Annotated in this window: 17 protein-coding genes; all 17 read right to left on the bottom strand. The window is 49.3% G+C overall.

The window, feature by feature from the left end:
* Window positions 1-79: 79 nt before the first annotated feature.
* Window positions 80-637, bottom strand: coding sequence for a sugar transferase (locus E0D86_RS11465; protein ID WP_131650165.1), 558 nt, complete (start codon window positions 635-637; stop codon window positions 80-82).
* Window positions 638-655: 18 nt separating this feature from the next.
* The gene (locus tag E0D86_RS11460) at window positions 656-1600 is read right to left on the bottom strand and encodes an SDR family oxidoreductase (protein ID WP_131650164.1); all 945 of its coding nucleotides are present in this window, start codon (window positions 1598-1600) and stop codon (window positions 656-658) included.
* A 75-nt stretch (window positions 1601-1675) separates the two neighbouring features.
* Entirely contained in the window at window positions 1676-2848 is a 1173-nt protein-coding gene (locus tag E0D86_RS11455; protein ID WP_165914237.1) for a nucleotide sugar dehydrogenase, read from the bottom strand.
* A complete protein-coding gene (locus E0D86_RS11450; RefSeq protein WP_131650162.1) occupies window positions 2845-3810 on the bottom strand; it encodes an NAD-dependent epimerase in 966 nt (321 codons plus the stop codon). The genes E0D86_RS11455 and E0D86_RS11450 overlap by 4 nt, the downstream gene beginning before the upstream one ends.
* Before the next feature lie 82 nt (window positions 3811-3892).
* Complete coding sequence (locus tag E0D86_RS11445; RefSeq protein WP_131650161.1) at window positions 3893-5017, bottom strand: glycosyltransferase family 4 protein; 1125 nt, start codon at window positions 5015-5017, stop codon at window positions 3893-3895.
* A complete protein-coding gene (locus E0D86_RS11440) occupies window positions 5014-5958 on the bottom strand; it encodes a glycosyltransferase family 2 protein (RefSeq protein WP_131650160.1) in 945 nt (314 codons plus the stop codon). The genes E0D86_RS11445 and E0D86_RS11440 overlap by 4 nt, the downstream gene beginning before the upstream one ends.
* Window positions 5959-5997: 39 nt before the next feature.
* Entirely contained in the window at window positions 5998-7239 is a 1242-nt protein-coding gene (locus E0D86_RS11435) for a hypothetical protein (protein ID WP_131650159.1), read from the bottom strand.
* Complete coding sequence (locus tag E0D86_RS11430) at window positions 7236-8144, bottom strand: glycosyltransferase (RefSeq protein WP_165914236.1); 909 nt, start codon at window positions 8142-8144, stop codon at window positions 7236-7238. Before E0D86_RS11430 ends, E0D86_RS11435 begins: the two co-directional genes overlap by 4 nt.
* 101 nt (window positions 8145-8245) lie before the next feature.
* A complete protein-coding gene (locus tag E0D86_RS11425; protein WP_131650157.1) occupies window positions 8246-8860 on the bottom strand; it encodes an acyltransferase in 615 nt (204 codons plus the stop codon).
* Window position 8861: 1 nt separating this feature from the next.
* Window positions 8862-10109, bottom strand: a complete 1248-nt coding sequence (locus tag E0D86_RS11420; RefSeq protein WP_131650156.1) for an O-antigen translocase — start codon at window positions 10107-10109, stop codon at window positions 8862-8864.
* The gene (locus tag E0D86_RS11415; RefSeq protein WP_131650155.1) at window positions 10109-11233 is read right to left on the bottom strand and encodes a DegT/DnrJ/EryC1/StrS aminotransferase family protein; all 1125 of its coding nucleotides are present in this window, start codon (window positions 11231-11233) and stop codon (window positions 10109-10111) included. The genes E0D86_RS11420 and E0D86_RS11415 overlap by 1 nt, the downstream gene beginning before the upstream one ends.
* The gene (locus E0D86_RS21755) at window positions 11230-12165 is read right to left on the bottom strand and encodes a WxcM-like domain-containing protein (RefSeq protein ID WP_131650154.1); all 936 of its coding nucleotides are present in this window, start codon (window positions 12163-12165) and stop codon (window positions 11230-11232) included. The genes E0D86_RS11415 and E0D86_RS21755 overlap by 4 nt, the downstream gene beginning before the upstream one ends.
* Window positions 12166-12263: 98 nt before the next feature.
* Window positions 12264-13136 carry a glucose-1-phosphate thymidylyltransferase RfbA gene (gene rfbA / locus E0D86_RS11405; protein ID WP_131650153.1) on the bottom strand — a complete coding sequence of 291 codons (873 nt, stop codon included), beginning with the start codon at window positions 13134-13136 and terminating at the stop codon, window positions 12264-12266.
* Window positions 13137-13149: 13 nt separating this feature from the next.
* Window positions 13150-14226 carry a dTDP-glucose 4,6-dehydratase gene (gene rfbB, locus E0D86_RS11400; RefSeq protein WP_131650152.1) on the bottom strand — a complete coding sequence of 359 codons (1077 nt, stop codon included), beginning with the start codon at window positions 14224-14226 and terminating at the stop codon, window positions 13150-13152.
* A 74-nt stretch (window positions 14227-14300) separates the two neighbouring features.
* Complete coding sequence (locus tag E0D86_RS11395; protein ID WP_131650513.1) at window positions 14301-15794, bottom strand: MBL fold metallo-hydrolase RNA specificity domain-containing protein; 1494 nt, start codon at window positions 15792-15794, stop codon at window positions 14301-14303.
* Between the two features lie 102 nt (window positions 15795-15896).
* Window positions 15897-16958: an LPS O-antigen chain length determinant protein WzzB gene (locus E0D86_RS11390; RefSeq protein WP_131650151.1), complete on the bottom strand. Its 1062-nt coding sequence runs from the start codon at window positions 16956-16958 to the stop codon at window positions 15897-15899.
* Window positions 16959-17101: 143 nt separating this feature from the next.
* Entirely contained in the window at window positions 17102-17386 is a 285-nt protein-coding gene (gene ihfB, locus E0D86_RS11385; protein WP_045164450.1) for an integration host factor subunit beta, read from the bottom strand.
* Window positions 17387-17632: the final 246 nt, after the last annotated feature.

Genomic DNA, 17632 nt, shown 5'->3' with positions numbered 1-17632 from the left:
CAACAACGCACCGAAAGCCAAACACAGAATGGCTACGATCGACCCCTGCATCAAAGCGTATGCGCCGGTATCCGGATAGTCAGGTTTTCCGGACGATCCGATCCCCAGCGCCCTTGCCCGCCACAGTCATGAAGATGTACTTGAAGTAATGCGCCACGGTGAGGGTTCGGATCATCTTCTGATCAGTTTCCGCTAGCAGAGCCGGCGTAGACATATCGATTTCGCACACCTGCGCCAGCCCGGTGATCCCTGGGCGTACGTCGAACACGCCACGCTTGGCACGCTCGTTTGTCAGTTCTTCCTGATTGAATAGCCCCGGCCGCGGCCCTACCAGACTCATCTCACCCTTGAGTACATTCCAGAGCTGGGGCAGTTCATCCAGCTTGGTCTTACGCAGAAAATGACCGAAACGGGTAATGGAGGCACTGCTGGCCAGATGGGTGGCAACCGAGGCGGTATCCACCTTCATGGTGCGGAACTTGACCAGCGTAAACGGCTTCTGATGACGACCAACGCGTACTTGCCGAAAAATCGGCGAGCCCGTATCGAACAGGCCGATGACCGTCAGCAAAAGCAATACAGGGAAACCAGCTACCAAACCCAGCAACGAAAAAACAAAATCAAAAACTCGAATCACGGTTCACCTGGTCATTATTCAAACAGGATGCTCAAAGCAACGCCTAAGCCCTTCTTCAACGGTATAAGGCGGCTTCCAGTCCAGCAGTTCACAGGCCTTGCTGATATCCACCTGCAACGAGCCAAGCAGCCGTTGGGCCATCGCTCTCTTTCCCAACAAGGTAGCACCAAACTGAAGCATGCCAGCCGGGACGGGAATCAACCGCGCAGGCTTACCCATCGCCCTACCCACGCCACGCAGTAACTCGGTTGTAGACAGATCTTGGCCATCGCCCGCGAGAAATATCTGATTGGCGGCGGCGGGATGATCAATGCAACGTGTGATCAGATCAATCAGATTGTCGATACCCATTAATGAGCGCTTGTTGTGGATAGCACCAAGTGGGAGCGGAAGCCCTTTCTCAACCAGCTTGATCATGCTAGCGAAGTTGCCCTTAACTCCCGGCCCGTAAACCAACGGAGGCCGGATAATCACCACTTCCATTCCGGTTTCGGCAGCCAGCTGCATCAAGCCCTGTTCTGCTTCCAGCTTGGATGATCCGTAAGCATCCTCTGGAGCCGGCTCATCACTGGCGAAGAATGCCCGTTCATTGACGGTGGCCTCACCGTTTACTTTGATCGAGCTGATAAAGATAAAACGCTTCACCCCAGCAGCCACAGCCTGTCGAGCCAGGCTCAGCGTGCCTTCCACATTGACACGACGATACTCGGCCAAGGGGTCGGCCACCTCGTCCGTCATGATATGAGCGCGAGCGGCAGCGTGGATCAACACGTCCACGCCGGGCAACAAGGCAGACAGATTAGCCTGCTGCAAATCCCCCACCGCATGCAGCCCGGAACTGCTCCGTCCCTGTGGTAAGCGACGGCACAGACCGATTATTTGACGCTCAGAGCATTGCTCAAGCTGCGAGAGCAAACGCAAGCCGACGAAACCGGTGGCGCCGGTTAATATAATTTTGGTCATTGAAAACTTATGGCCCTAATAATGTCCGCTACCTGAAGCGCTCTGCGTCAGTTGGATGATGCATACCCGCCAACCTCAGGAATCCCCACCAAAAATATCTCTGGTGTAAACCTTGTGCATCACATCAGCCAAGGCTTCTTCCGGGCGGTTGGCGACGACAATATCCGCCACTTGCTTAAACTCATCCAGATCATTAATCACCCGCGACCCGAAGAAAGCTTCTTCCTCAAGCACCGGTTCATATACCACCACCTCAATCCCCTTGGCCTTGATGCGCTTCATCACACCCTGAATCGCAGAAGCCCTGAAGTTGTCCGAACCGGATTTCATCACCAAGCGATATATACCCACCACCTTTGGCTTTTTCGCGATGATGGAGTCGGCAATGAAATCCTTGCGGGTACGGTTTGCATCTACAATCGCCTTGACCAAATTATTAGGCACTTGATCATAGTTGGCTAACAGCTGCTTAGTGTCCTTGGGCAGGCAGTAGCCACCGTAGCCAAAGGAGGGGTTGTTGTAGTGACTGCCAATACGCGGATCCAGCCCCACGCCTTCGATGATGTGCTTTGAATCCAGGCCATGTACCTGAGCATAGCTGTCCAGTTCATTGAAATAAGCCACCCGCATCGCCAAATAGGTATTGGAGAACAGCTTGATGGCTTCAGCCTCGGTCGAGTCGCTAAACAGCACTGGCACGTCCTGCTTGATAGCACCCTGTTGCAAAAGCGCGGCAAACACCTTCGCCCGCTCACTCCGCTCGCCAACAATAATCCGTGAAGGGTGCAGATTGTCATACAACGCCTTGCCTTCGCGCAGAAACTCCGGCGAAAAAATAATATTATCTGTATTGAATTTTTCCCTGATCGCCTGCGTATAGCCAACCGGCACCGTCGACTTGATGATCATCACCGCGGCTGGGTTGATGGCCTGCACATCAACAATGACCGTCTCCACGCTACTCGTATTAAAGTAATTGCTCTGCGGGTCATAGTCAGTAGGGGTGGCGATAACTACATACTCCGCCCCGTGCAACGCCTCCTGCTTGCTCAACGTAGCGGTGAGGTTCAACGGCTTGTTCTTCAGGAAGTCGGAAATTTCGGTGTCTTCGATAGGTGAGACATGGTTGTTCAGCAGCGCGACCTTTTCAGAAACGATATCCAGCGCAACCACTTCATTGTGCTGCGCTAACAGCACAGCATTAGAAAGCCCTACGTAGCCGGTGCCAACCACTGCAATCTTTCTCATAAGCCTTTGTACTCCTTGAACCAGCGAACGAACCTGTCCATACCTTCTTCAATCTCCATCTGCGGCTTGTAGCCCACAACGGTTTCCAAGCGGCTGGTGTCGGCGTAGGTGCGTTCCACATCGCCAGGCTGCATGTCGAGCATGGTTTTTTTGGCATCTTTGCCGGTGGCAGTTTCGATGGCCTGGATGAAGCGGGCAAGAGGGATCGGCTGGTTGTTGCCAATGTTGAACAACGCATACGGCCGTTGGCCGGTGGGAATAACGTCCTGAATGCGCAGCACGCCTTCGACGATATCGCCAATATAGGTGAAATCCCGCTGCATCTTTCCATGATTGAAGACGTTAATCGGCTCGCCCTTGAGGATGGCGTCGGTAAACAGCCAGGGCGCCATATCGGGCCGGCCTGCAGGGCCGTACACGGTAAAGAAACGCAAGCCCGTCACCGGAATGCCGTACAGATGGGCATAGGAATGCGCCATAAGTTCGTTGGCTTTCTTCGTGGCCGCATAGAGAGAGACGGGGTTGTCTACCTGATCGTCTTCACTGAAAGGGATTTTGTCGTTCATGCCGTAGACCGAACTGGACGAGGCATAGACCAGATGCTCCACCTGGTGATGGCGGCAGCCTTCCAGAATGGTCATCATGCCCACCAGATTACTGTCCACATACTCAAAGGGCGCCTGCAAGGAATAACGCACACCAGCCTGGGCCGCCAGATGGATTACCCGCTGAAACTTCTCGGCAGCAAAGAGCCCCGCCATGCCCTTCCGGTCAGCAAGATTCATTTTCACAAAGCGGAAACTGGCATGGGGCGTGAGCCGGGCCAGACGGTATTCCTTGAGCACTGGATCGTAGTAGCTGTTCATATTGTCCAGCCCCACGACCTCATGTCCTTGCTGCAACAGCTGCTCGGCTACGTACATACCGATAAAGCCGGCGGTGCCGGTCACAAGATATTTCATGGATTAAAGTCCCCTTAAAAATCAGCGTCAGGCGCCCACAACGATGTCAAATCAAAACATCGTTGAAACCACCTTGGCGTCGCTACCGCTTCAGCAGCTGCTCATAAACCTGAATGTGCTCATCAATGGCCTTCTCCACATCAAAGGCTTTCTCGGCAAGCTCGCGGCCTGCTCGGCCCAGTTGCTGCCTTTGCTCAGGGTTGCTAATAAGACGCTCGATAGCATCAGCCAGCGCGGCACTGTCCTTGGTCGGGATAAGTAAGCCAGTTACATCAGCCTCAATAGCATCCCTGCAGCCCGGGTGGTCTGTAGTGATGACAGCCCGCCCACAAGCGGCCGCTTCAATCAGCACCTTGGGCAGCCCCTCGCCGTAACACGATGGCAGTGCCACAATATGTGACTGCGCAAATAGCTCGGCAATATCCGCCCTATAGCCAAGGCACTTGAGCAGCCCTTCTTGCTCCCAGGCATCCAACTGCGCCTGCGTAACCGTATTGGCATTGCCTGGATCGGGCGTGCCAATCAGCCAGAACGTTGCAACAATACCTCGCTGTCGCAGCGTACGAGAGGCCTCGGCGAATTCAACTACCCCCTTGTCCTTGAGCAAGCGCGAAGCAAAACTGATGACGACCTTTCCTTCCGGCTCAGGCAGAAAAGGATAGGCTGCAAGGTCAACACCAGCGCCACGAATCAAAACAGCTTTCTCTTCAGGCAGGCGCGCAAAGCGCTGGAGCAGAGCTTTGTCATCGCGATTCTGAAAAATAACCTTTTGTCGTTGATGACCAAAGGCAAAACGATATAAGGGATAAAGAATCGAACGAAGAGTAAGAGTCTTGAAACTATCCTGGCTAAATAAAATACCCAAGCCAGCAACAGCGGAAACAATCGCTGGGACACCGGCGAGCCGAGCAGCGACACCACCATAGAGATAGGGCTTGATAGTAACTAAGTGCACTACATCCGGCTTTAACTTCTTGAACAGAGAATAAAGGCCAAATACTGTTGCCAGTTCAGCAAAGGGATTTTTGCCTTTACGGGACATGGATACTTGATGATAAATAAAACCATTTGCCGCAATCTCATCAGGACAAGGCCCTGGTGCAACAATATGCACTCTATGGCCTTGTGCAAGCAAACGCTGACCAATACCCATACGATGGGAAATAAAATATTTAGGATCGTTGACAACAAAGGCAACTGAATTCATGTATTACGCCCGCTCAGAATTTTTCGCCTTGACTTTTTGGCGAAAGAGAAGAATGGATGAGGCACAAGAAGAAGCAGCATTAAGAAAAAACTTTTTAGCTTGAATAGCTTGTACCCGCTAGCGAGCCGAAATACAGCCTCAGAATAGCGTCCATCTGAAAGCGAGCCCAGAAAGTGTTTATAATAAACACTAAATAAATAACGCTTTTTACTTTTCTCTAAACGCCTAAAAAAGCAATAATTTTTTGAAAAATAACTGATAAGGAAAGGGGCTTTATTATGTCGTCCCAACCTGCTGCCATCAGCAAACTGATTCACTTTAACCAAAACTTTATTTAAGAAAGCAACTCTATAATTTGAAGCCATCATGAACCATAAAAACAAATCTTCCGTTAACACGGCATCTACAGGAAAACCACCAAGCGCTAGAACACTTTCTTTATTCAAAATAACTTTAGAAGAATTGACTAAAGGCGTGGACACGGAAAGATCGAAGTAATTATCAACATAACCAGCGAACCCTTCCGGCAGAGAACAAGCCGGAACAAACAGATTGGACTCATCATCAGCTATGCAGTGAAAAGAAGAATACATAGATGCGTCAGGACACTTGCCAATCAACGCATTCATCTCAAACAAGTACTCATTACTCCATTCGTCATCAGCATCCAACAATGCTACATACTCACCCGCAGCAAGCTTGATGCCTAAATTTCGAGCACTAGACACACCTGCGTTAACCTGCGAGACCAACTTGACACTAGCATTAGAATGCTCCTCGATGATAGCAGCAACAATAAGGCTGCTATCATCGGTGGAGCCATCGTCAACAATAATAATTTCAAACGGCTTAAAGGTCTGCGCGAGCACAGACCTCAAGCACCCCTCAATCGAATATCTCTTATTGTACAAAGGCACGACAACAGATATTAAATAGTGCATACCAACCCATTAACTTCAATAAAAACCGAAAAAGCACACTCAAACATGCACACCATCTTTTTTATCGTGCAGTAAAAACACTGAAAAGGATGCTAAAAGCGCCATTGTCATTGGAGCGCCCAATATAACATTCCCCTTTGCATGCACTATAAAAAGCAAAATTAATAAACCCACCCTATAAAACAAAGGCATACATTTTGTAATAATAAAGGAAAAACTAATTACCATAACAACAAGAGGGAGCCCACCAAAAAGCATCTGCCTCAGGAAACCGACATCGGTCCCGCCGTAATATAGGCCGTCATCTGATATATAGCGCCCATCCCCTATCAATACAGTGTCTACGTTATCGGGAATAAACCACATAGTGTGCAGCACATCCGTTGACGCACTTGAGAATGTCCCAGATCTCATCATATTAACTAGTGGCTCTAACATCCATTGAAATAGGATTGACTGCGCGGCGATCCACTCTAAAGTCTGCGTATAATAAAGCAAAAAAAACAAAATAAGCACAAATACTGACAAAGCACAAAAAATTACAAGTCTAGTAACCAAAGCTGCATACCACAGCACTGTGAGCACGGAAAAAAAAATGAAAATTACTGCTGTCCTTCCAGCTATAACAGCAGCCAATGATACGATTAAAGAAGTCAGAAAAAAGAGTAAAAAACCAATTCTTTTAGTAACATAAAAATAAGTCAAAATATATACAAAAAAACCCAGAAGCACTGACATTCCAAAAAAACCACCGGCGCCCGAGACAAAAGATTTTCTTAGTGAAAGAACCCCTCGACCATGTATATCTCGACCTGAAATATCCGGCGCCTGAATATGCGTCAAGAAATCTTTATAAGAGTCTATAAGCAGATACAAGACCGGAGAAAAGCTTTGAAGTATGAAAATAAAAATCAAAATCCTTATATAGTAATAACTCCCAAACCGCTTTATTACATAACTCGTCAAAACATATGAAGACACCATTACTATTACAATCTTGGAAAAGGAAATGAAAAAATCCACTTCTTCAGAAAATATACTCCTTAGCAAAACGTAAATGCTAATGGAATATAAAAAAAACAACTCACTCTTGAACTCAGAGAAGCTAAAAGAGATCAGTGACGACGGATAACACAAAGCAATTAAAAAAAGACCTACTAGTACAGACGCTCCGCCTCCCACGACAGAAATGAACAAATCAAAAAAAATCAACCAATATATTAAGCAAAGAATGATGAAGCCAACTACACCAGCCTCCTGCTTCTGCAATGGGTATGTCATTTCCGAAATAAGCTCTTGGGTAGAAAAAACTTTATCAAGAATTTATGCGTCTTAAAGCTAAGAAGCATTTTCGGATCAACCGACAGAGCATTTATTAGCCAAGAAAACGATTGAGCCTTGCTAAAAGTCTGAATGTCACAAGCATGCGTTAACATAGCCCCTGACAATGCCCTGTTGTATAGTGGATGAGATTTATACTTTGTGAGTATTTGATTTATTCCCGACCACATTTTATCTGTTTTTTTTGAAAAATTTTCTTCGTGGCGACGATATTTAACAACCAATTTACCCGTATTAACAAAGTACCCCCCCTTTTCCAGCAGCTTTAGCCACATGTGCCAATCCTCTATAAGAAGGCTTTCATCATATCCTCCAATAGATTTTAGACTTTCTGTACGTAGCATCTGAGAAGGCGCAGGCAAAAAGCTTTCATGTAAGAAGACCTCTTTAAAACTGTACTCCGCATACCCCTTGCCTATTACTTTTTCAGAGACAGAATTTCTATCAATAATTTCCATCGCGCCGAATAGTGCTTCACATGCCGGATTGCGCTCTAAAAAAGCCACTTGCTGAGAAACTTTATCCTCGTACATAACATCATCTGACGCAATGCAAGATAAATACTCGCCCTCACACCACTCCAGCGCTTCATTCAGCGTCGCACATAGCCCTTTATTCGGTCTATGCCTAAACTCAAACCGAGCAAAGCGCTCATTACAAACAGAAATTATTTCGTTAATAGCTTCAACGGAGCTATCTTTTGAGCCATCATCAATAATAATCAGCTCTATGTTTTCATAATCTTGATCAATCACGCTTTGTATAGATTCTTGTACAAACTGGGCATGGTTGTAGCAGGGGATAACGATGCTAACTAAAGGGTTTTCTTTTTCTGTTGGATTCACTGCTGTGCTCCGATAATAAATCTAATAAAACACTGCTCAACTATTTTTTATTCAGAGAAGAATTAATAACTAACTCATACTAAAGCTGTAGTAAAAACCAGTTACAACGAACGTACTTTTTTGGCAGGAATGCCTGCAACAATACTAAACGGCTCAACATCTTTTATCACAATGGATCCGTTTGCGATAACAGAGCCCTCACCAACATTAACACCTTTTAATATTGTGACATTTGCACCAATAAAAACATTATCCCCTATATTCACAGGCGAGCATTCATAAACCCCGTTATTTCTGTTTTCTAACTCTAAACCATGAAAGTCAGAATCAAATATATTTACGCTTTGCCCAATAAGACAATCATTCCCGATAGATATAGTCGTCTTGTCGGCAATAATATTCGCAGAATTATTGATAAAGGTTCTTTCGCCAATCGTAATTTTCGAATCATCTCCTCTTGCCTCTAAGTAAGCATATCCAGACAGAATCTGTGGTGACGGCCAAACACCAATTGTTGAGGTTTGGCCAATACAGATTACTCCCCTGCCTATAAACTGTGTCGGTTGAAATATACTCTTTAAACGGAAATCAGGTTTGTTGTCAGAGAGAAAGTAGATATATATTATTTTTTTAAGATTCAAATACTGCCGAATAAGAACTAAAACAAACGCTTTTCTTACGCCATAAATTTTAATTTTTCTTAAGACTGAGAACATTTCAAATTAATCTTCTAATTGATAAATATAAAAACATTGCAATAAAATGAAATAGGTAGGTAAAAGAGTGCGCTATTGTTGCTCCCTCTATTCCGTAGATTACAGTAAGAGAGCTTACAAGCAGATAAAATAATACTGCAAAAAATACCTCTGTAAACATAACAAACTTAAATGCAGCTTTTGCTATGACAACATAACCTAGTAACCAACTACCAATTTTCAGCGTGTCTCCTACCATTTGCCAAGCAAACAATTCACGCATAGGGATAAAATCTTGGGTGAAAAGTACACCAATAATAAAATCTCGCAGTAGGTAGATTACCAGGCCGCAGACAGCGGTTACTGGCAGTATTATTTTGTAACCCTGGATAATTTCTTTTCTTATTTCAACCGGCTCTTTTAGCTCGGAGAGCCTGGGCAAGTAGTACAGGCTTAATGTCGTGGTTACCAACATTAAGTAAGCTGCACTTAAGCGCCACATGGCTTCCCAGTAACCTGCGGCTTCCAGGCCAAACGTATTCCCTAGATGAGTACGGATGAGAACATGGCTGACGGGTACACAAGCGGCGCTGGTGAGTGCCATTGCGGTGTATTTGCTGAGGTTTAACAGTACGTTTTTGTCTAAGCCACCGAAGAGGTAACTGAATTTAAACCAGTCCGCTTTGTAGCAGAGGTATAAAGTGACTACAAAGGCGAACGAAGGGAAGACAGCCAGTGCCGTCAGCGCGCCGAACAAACCGAACTGAATTGCTAAAATACTGGTAACCACTAAAGAAAATAAACTGCCTGCTATATTGGCAATGATGTAACGGTGAATTTCCTTTTTTCCGTTCAATATGGCCAATAGCAGTGTATTGAATATATAAAAAACCAACGTGACGGAAAACCAGATGAACACAGCACTGTATTGTTCATCGTGTAAAAACCACTGGGCTATTGGTTTGCTAAATACTGAAACGCCAATACCCGTAACTACCGAACCTAAAACAGCAATCGTGCCCGCGCTACGCCAGACTTGTCGTTGCTTTTCCTCATCATCGTAATATTCAGCGGTGTACTTCACTACGCCGGTATTTATAGCGCCACTAGCGAAGGTGCTAATCATTTGCACCGCGTTTTGAAAGTTACCAATGGCGGCATAGCCTGCTGGCCCGACATAGATAGCCAGTATCTTATTCAGGCCAAGCATAGTCAGCATTTTAATAACGACAGCAATGCCATTTAGCAGGCTGGTTTTTATCAGGGTCATCACTCAGTCGCACTAAACGCATTGCAGGCATGGATCACTGCTGTGACTTCTTCATCTGTCATCACCGGGCTGATAGGCAGGCTCAGCACTTCCCGGTGGATCGCTTCCGTGAGTGGGTAGCTCCGCTGGTTCCACTCTTGATAAGCGCGTTGCTGGTGTGGAGGGATCGGATAGTGAATCAGCGTCTGGATACCCGCGGCGTTCAAATGCTCTTGCAATGCTTGGCGTTGCTCAGTACGCACCACATAGAGGTGGAATACATGGGACTCCAGCGAAGCTAGGGAGCTGTCAGACGAAATCGGCTGGGCGATGATTGGATTATTGATGCCCTGTGCGTATGCCAGAGCGATGGCCTGACGACGAGCAGTATCCGCATCAAGGTGTTTTAGCTTGACGGTGAGCATCGCTGCTTGGATCTCATCAAGGCGACTATTCACTCCCTGATAGAGATTTTCGTATTTTTTATGGCTGCCATAGTTGCCAAGCGCACGGATGGTTTTTGTCAGTTCGGCATCATTGGTGGTAATTGCCCCTGCATCCCCGAGAGCACCAAGATTCTTGCCTGGATAGAAGCTGAAGCCTGCCGCATGGCCCCAATTACCCGCCTTGCGACCAGCAATACTGGCACCATGCGCCTGGGCTGCATCTTCTAGTACTAACAGGTTGTGTTGCTCCGCCAAGGCCATGATTTCTGGCATAGGCGCCAACTGACCATATAAATGCACTGCTACGATCGCCCTCGTATTGGGCGTAATCGCTGCAGCAGTCTTCTCTGGGCAGAGGTTGTAACTTAACGGGTCTGGTTCAACCAGGATAGGCCGAAGGCGGTTTTCAGTAATTGCAAGAATACTAGCGATATAGGTATTGGAGGGAACGATAACTTCGTCGCCTTCCTTTAGCTTGCCTAACTCTTTCCAAGCACGCAGCGTCAGGGTCAGCGCGTCCAACCCGTTCGCTACACCGATACAATGTTCACTACCACAGTATGTTGCAAATTCACTTTCGAAGCATGAGAGCTCATTACCGCCTATATACCAGCCTGACTCTATTACTCGGGTACAGGCTTCGATCAGTTGCTTTTGGTAAACGCTGTTGATTTCACGCAGATTTAAAAACGGAATCACAACGCACCTCCAGTGATAGCAAGGAATTCGGAATAATCACGAATGTAGTCAGCGTCATCATAAAAATGGGACGTGAACACCATCAGTACTGCATCCGGTGAATATTTGTATTGAATACCCCAAACCATGGGCGGAAGATAAATTCCAAGCTCAGGACGATCGAGTATGAATTCTTGACGATTAACACCATCGTCAGCCACCACTGCGCAACTTCCTCGAACGCAGATCAGGAATTGATGACATTCACGATGGGCATGCTCCCCGCGAGTTTCGATACTTGGCACATCAAAAACCATGAAATAACGCTTTACAGCGAACGGTACGGTTCGCTCAAACTCTCCGACGGTTAGGTTACCGCGGATATCCGCTATTCGGGGGAATCGATGCACAGTGACCCCACGCACATTGGTTTCGGCCGCCCCGACCTCTAGCCCGCCAGTTGTCGCGACGGTTGTAACGTTCTGCCCAGCGTCGACGTATCCAATAATTCTTGCAGGATTACCCACAACAATTGAGTTAGCCGGAACTGAGCGTGTCACTACCGCACCTGCCGCTACCATCGCTTTAGCACCAATGGTAATACCGGGTAAAATCACCGCTCCCGCACCTATTGAAGCACCATCTTGAATCTTGGTTTCCAAGAATTTAGCTGGTTGCTGGCGACTACGAGGAAAGCGGTCATTGGTGAAGGAGACATTCGGACCGATAAAAACATCATTTCCAATGCGCAGGCCGTCCCATAACTGCACGCCACTCTTGACGGTTACCCGATCACCAACAATGACATCGTTCTCGACCAAACAATGCGAGCAAATATTGGCTTCGGCACCAATCCGAGCTTCGGGCAAAACGACCACAAACTGCCAAATTCTGGAGTTATCACCGATGTTTTTTGCCTGAACATCTGCAAGGGGGTGTACAAAAAAATTCATTTATTTATTCCTGAACTAATGTGGTCGCGTTTCTTTTTTTTGAGCGGTAGGCCGTGATCCGCTCACAACTCGAAGAAAAAGGTACGGAACTGTTCGGCTTACTGCATATCCCTGAGCAGAGCTAGCAAATACTGCCCATAGCCTGTTTTTTTTAAAAGTTCGGCCTGTTCGCGAATCTGGATTGCTGAGAGCCAGCCTTGATGAAAGGCAATTTCTTCTAGGCAGGCGATCTTGTAGCCCTGCCTTTTTTCTATGGTTTCGACAAAATGCGCGGCTTCCAGCAAGCTTTCATGGGTGCCCGTATCAAGCCAGGCGAACCCTCGCCCTAGTAGTTCAACATTGAGATCGCCGCGTTCCAGGTAGGCTTGGTTGACGCTTGTGATTTCCAGCTCACCCCGCCCCGAGGGTTTTACGTGCTTCGCTATTTCCACAACATCATTGTCATAGAAATACAAGCCGGTAACCGCAAAATGGGACTTGGGCTTTAATGGTTTTTCTTCAATGGATATGGCGCGCTTGTTTTCGTCGAACTCGACGACACCAAAGCGCTCCGGGTCTTTGACTTGGTAGCCAAATACGGTGGCACCCTTTTTCCTAGCTGCCGCTGCACGCAGCATCGGGCTGAAGCCTTGGCCATAGAAGATGTTGTCCCCAAGGACCAGACAAACTGAATCGTTGCCGATGAACTCTTCGCCAAGAAGGAATGCCTGTGCTAGCCCATCGGGACTTGGTTGCACCGCATAGCTGAGCCTGATGCCAAATTCGCTGCCGTCTCCGAGCAAACGCTGAAAACCAGCAATATCATCCGGGGTGCTGATCAGCAGGATATCGCGTATACCAGCCAGCATAAGAGCTGAGAGCGGGTAATAGACCATAGGCTTGTCATAGATCGGCAGCAGCTGCTTCGATACCCCCTTGGTAATGGGATACAACCGAGTGCCGGAGCCGCCAGCGAGGATTATGCCTTTCATGAGTTCTGCATCCTTATGCAATGGCACCGAGGCGTTCGCGCTTATAGCTGCCATCTTGCACACGGCGGCACCATTCCAAATTATTCAAATACCATTCGACCGTCTTGCGAATGCCGGTCTCGAAGGTTTCTTCAGGTGTCCAGCCTAGCTCTCGCTGGATCTTGCTGGCGTCAATGGCGTAGCGCATGTCGTGGCCGGGGCGGTCTTGGACATGGATGATCAGGTCTTTGTAGCTAGCCAAGTGCCGGGCGAATGAATTCGTCCCTACAGGTCGGAGTTCATCGAGGAGGCTGCAAAGTGTGTGGACGACTTCGATGTTTTGCTTCTCGTTGTGGCCGCCGATGTTGTAGGTCTCGCCGGCCTTCCCTTCCGTCACCACTGTGTACAAGGCTCTGGCGTGATCTTCGACGTAAAGCCAGTCGCGTATTTGATCACCCTTACCGTAAATCGGCAGCGGTTTGCCTTCCAAGGCGTTGAGGATAATCAAAGGGATGAGCTTTTCGGGGAAGTGGTACGGGCCATAGTTGTTGGAGCAGTTGGTGATTAGCGCCGGCAGGCCATACGTCCGCTGCCAGGCACGAACTAGGTGATCGGAACTGGCTTTGCTCGCCGAATAGGGGGAGCTGGGGGCATAAGGCGTGGTTTCGGTGAAAAGATCTTCCGGACCATCCAAGTCGCCGTACACTTCGTCGGTGGATATGTGATGGAAGCGAAAGGCTGCCTTGCGGTTGTCATTCAGGCTCTGCCAGTACTGACGGGCCGCTTCGAGCAGCGTGTAGGTACCAACAATGTTGGTTTCAATAAAGGCTGCCGGGCCATCGATGGAGCGATCAACGTGAGACTCAGCGGCCAAGTGCATTACGGCGTCGGGTTGATGCTCACGGAAAACTCGATCAAGTTCGGCACGGTTGCAAATATCAACGTGCTCGAAGATATAGCGATCGCTGTCGCTGACTTCGGCAAGGGATTCGAGGTTGCCCGCATAGGTCAGTTTGTCGAGGTTGACCACGTAGTCATCCGTGCTGCCAATGATGTGCCGGATTAAAGCCGAACCGATGAAGCCGGCACCACCGGTTACAAGAATTTTCATTTCTCTGTGTGTTCCTTCAATTACGTCCTAGGCACGAAAAAAAAGGCCTAGATCGGTACGCATGGCGCAGGCGTTTAGCTTATTAAGTCCAGCTTCTTTTCGCTCTCGGCATAGCGCGCCTCAAGAATGTCAGTCAACGCCTTCTTCGCCCTCTCCTCCCCATGAACTACCCGTACCTCAGTCGGCCACTGCTGCATTCCAGTCACAAACTCAACCAACCCTTTCTGATCCGCATGAGCAGAGTAGCCACCGATGCTGGTGATACCAGCACGGATATCGATGCGTTCGCCATCCAAGTCAACATAACCGCCTTTCGGACCATAGGTTTGGATTGTGTGCCCTGGTGTGCCTTTGGCTTGGTAGCCGACGAAGAGGACGTTATGCCTTTTGTCGCCCAGCATGGCTTTCAGGTAATTGACGATGCGACCGCCACTGCACATGCCGCCACCAGCGATGACGATAGCTGGACGTGCGGTCTGGGCCAGATGGTTGACGATGCGTTGGTGGTCGCTGTGGCTGTCTATCGTGATCAGTTGTTCGAAGGCCAGCGGGCGGCGACCGGACTGGATGCGCTCACGGGCTTCCTGATTCCAGAAGGGTTTTAGGCTTCGGTAGGTCTCGGTGAAGCGGCTCGCGAGTGGCGAATCGAGGATGACGGGGAGTTCGGGCCAGTTTGTTTCGGGTTTGGACTTGGCATTGGTGTTGTCCGCCTTTCCCCTCACCCTAGCCCTCTCCCCAGAGGGGAGAGGGGACTGGACTGCGGTCGCCCTTTGCTTGTTTTGAATGATGTCTTCGAGTTCGTAGAGCAGTTCCTGGGTGCGGCCGATGCTGAAGGCGGGGATGAGGACGGTGCCTTGGTCTTCGAGGGCTTGTTCGATGACGGCTTCGAGCCGCTTTCGGCGATTGGCGCGGCCTTCGTGGAGACGGTCGCCGTAGGTACTTTCCAGCACCAGGATGTCGGCACGCTCCGGTGATTCGGGCGGCATAAGGAAAGGTGCGTGCGGCGCGCCGAGGTCACCGGAAAAGACTACGCGCTTGTTCTGCCCTGTTTGCGGGTAAGTCAGGTCGATTTCGACATAGGCCGACCCGAGGATATGGCCAGCACGCTGCAGCCGTATGCGGGCCAGCAATTCGTCGCTATCGGCCAGGGTGAACCACTGTTGATACGGCAGTGCAATGATGCGCTGCTCAACGAGGCGGATGTATTTCTCAATCTGGCTATGGTCACGGCTGAAGCCGAGCTTGAAGGCATCTTCCAGCACGATCGGTAGCAGCTTCGCGGAAGGCTCGCTACAGAGAATCGGCCCCTCGAAGCCCGCTGCCAGCAGGTAAGGAATGCGGCCGACGTGATCGATATGCACGTGGGTGGCGACCAGCGCTTTTATGGTGTCCAGCGGAAATTCGATGGCGAGACGATCCGCGCCAGACTCATCTGGGATCGATGCGTCGTTGCCCTGGAACAGCCCGCACTCGATCAGCAGGCTTGCGGTGGCCTTCATGCGCAGTTGGTGGCAGGAGCCGGTAACGCCGTCCTTGGCGCCGTGATGCTCTATTTGTGGATAGTTCATGGTTATTCCTTTAACGAGCACCAAATTATGCGCTGCGCCCTGAATGCAAGCTGCAGATGCCCCCAGTAGCGTGAGATGGAGACACGGCGATCAGACTTACGCTTAGCTCATGCTTCGTCTAACCATGACTCGTATGAGCGCGACGAATATGCCGAGCATTCCACCTAGCACCAACCCGAGCGCAACTATCATCATCTTCTTTGGCTTGATCGGGGTTTGTGGCGGCTGGGCGGCACTGTCCAGCCTGAACACAGCGACCGTATTGGGATCTATCTCGATGGTGTTCAGGAAACTAAGCTCTTCCTGCAGGCTACGCAGCTCAGAGATGAAAGGGTCATCGGATTTACGAGCTTCCAAGACGGCCAGTTCAGCTTCGATAGCCTTGGCGCCACGCATATAGGTCAAGCTTCCATCGACAAACTCTTCCAGCTCCTGGCTCGATGAAGTGCGCCCTGCTGTTACCTGAGGAGTGATCATTCCGACTGCCTTGGCGACCACCAGTGCTTCTTGAAGCACGGCTATGCGATCCTGGCGCCGCTGAGATGCCGTGCTGCGCAGGGAGGCAATGCGGCGCTCGGTTGAGCGGATCCGGGCATCTATCTCGCTTATCACGTTGCGTTGCATGTCATCTTTGGCGGCAGATGCAGCCCGAGCAACGAAATCATTTACCCAACTTGCCGCTTGTTCAGCATCCTCATGCTCGACCCTAACCTCAAGCATGTCGGGTTGCTGTTTATCTGGCGCTCTGACAGTGAGCTGATCGTTAAAGCTCGCCCATAGACGATCTTCAGGTGAGGCCCTACGAGTCTCTGTCAGAGAAGGCAAATAAACATCTTGGAAGAACGCTCGGCGCAAGGACAAGGATTTCAGATTGCGCGTAAAAACAGCGTAGACATCCTCAGTCGAGAAAGACTTTAGCGAGTTTTGCGTTGAGGCGTTGCGCCCAGCATTGTAAGCAGCGATATCAGACAGAAAAGGCGGCAAAACCATAGCGCGGGCCTCATAAACAGGCCTAGACAGGAATGCATACGCAGCTGCACAGACAGTAACCACGATCGTAATGCCGATTATGATTAGTTTCTGTTGCCAAAGCGCTTTGAACAATTCCACCAGATCGATTTCATCGTCCCGGTATGGATTTGGATGGGTGTCCTTGTCCTGCATGAATCTCTCCAGGGATGCGCCTAAAAAAGGCGGAATCCTGCCATGGTCGGGACTCAAAGCCAAACACAAATCACATGTTTATCGGACGGAAGGTGGTTTGGCTCAAGCTGGCCTAGAACAAAAAGTTCAAACGACCGCGGTACTTATTCCTCCTCATTCACCCGATCACGCAGCTCTTTTCCCGGCTTGAAATGCGGGACGAATTTGCCATCGAGCGGGACGGATTGGCCGGTCTTGGGATTACGGCCGACGCGGGGGGCGCGATAGTGGAGGGAAAAACTGCCGAAGCCGCGAATTTCGATGCGGTCTCCGGTCGCCAGTGCTTGGGCCATTTGCTCGAGCATGGTCTTGATTGCCAGCTCCACATCCTTGGACGAAAGCAGCCCTTGTTGGGTGACGATACGCTCGATCAACTCCGACTTGGTCATGGTTTTCCCTTCGTTTTCAAGCGGCTAGATCATTTGGGTTGCGTTCGTTTGTAGCATGTTGTTCAGAGTTTGAACAGCCTGGCGAGGTAAGGGGATTTTGTGCGGAATTGAGATATGAACGGAGGGGATGGGACGAGCTTGGGGAAAGCGATGGGTTTCGTTGGTGTCATCGGAACGTTTGGACGCTCCGGCGCGCGAAGTTCGGTGATGGGTTCCACCCATCCTCCGCAAGCGAATAGCGGATAC

It is taken from the genome of Pseudomonas sp. IC_126, assembly GCF_004331835.1.
Lineage (GTDB): Bacteria > Pseudomonadota > Gammaproteobacteria > Pseudomonadales > Pseudomonadaceae > Stutzerimonas.
Note: the sequence above shows the minus strand (reverse complement) of the source record. Positions and strands in the feature narration are given on the sequence as shown.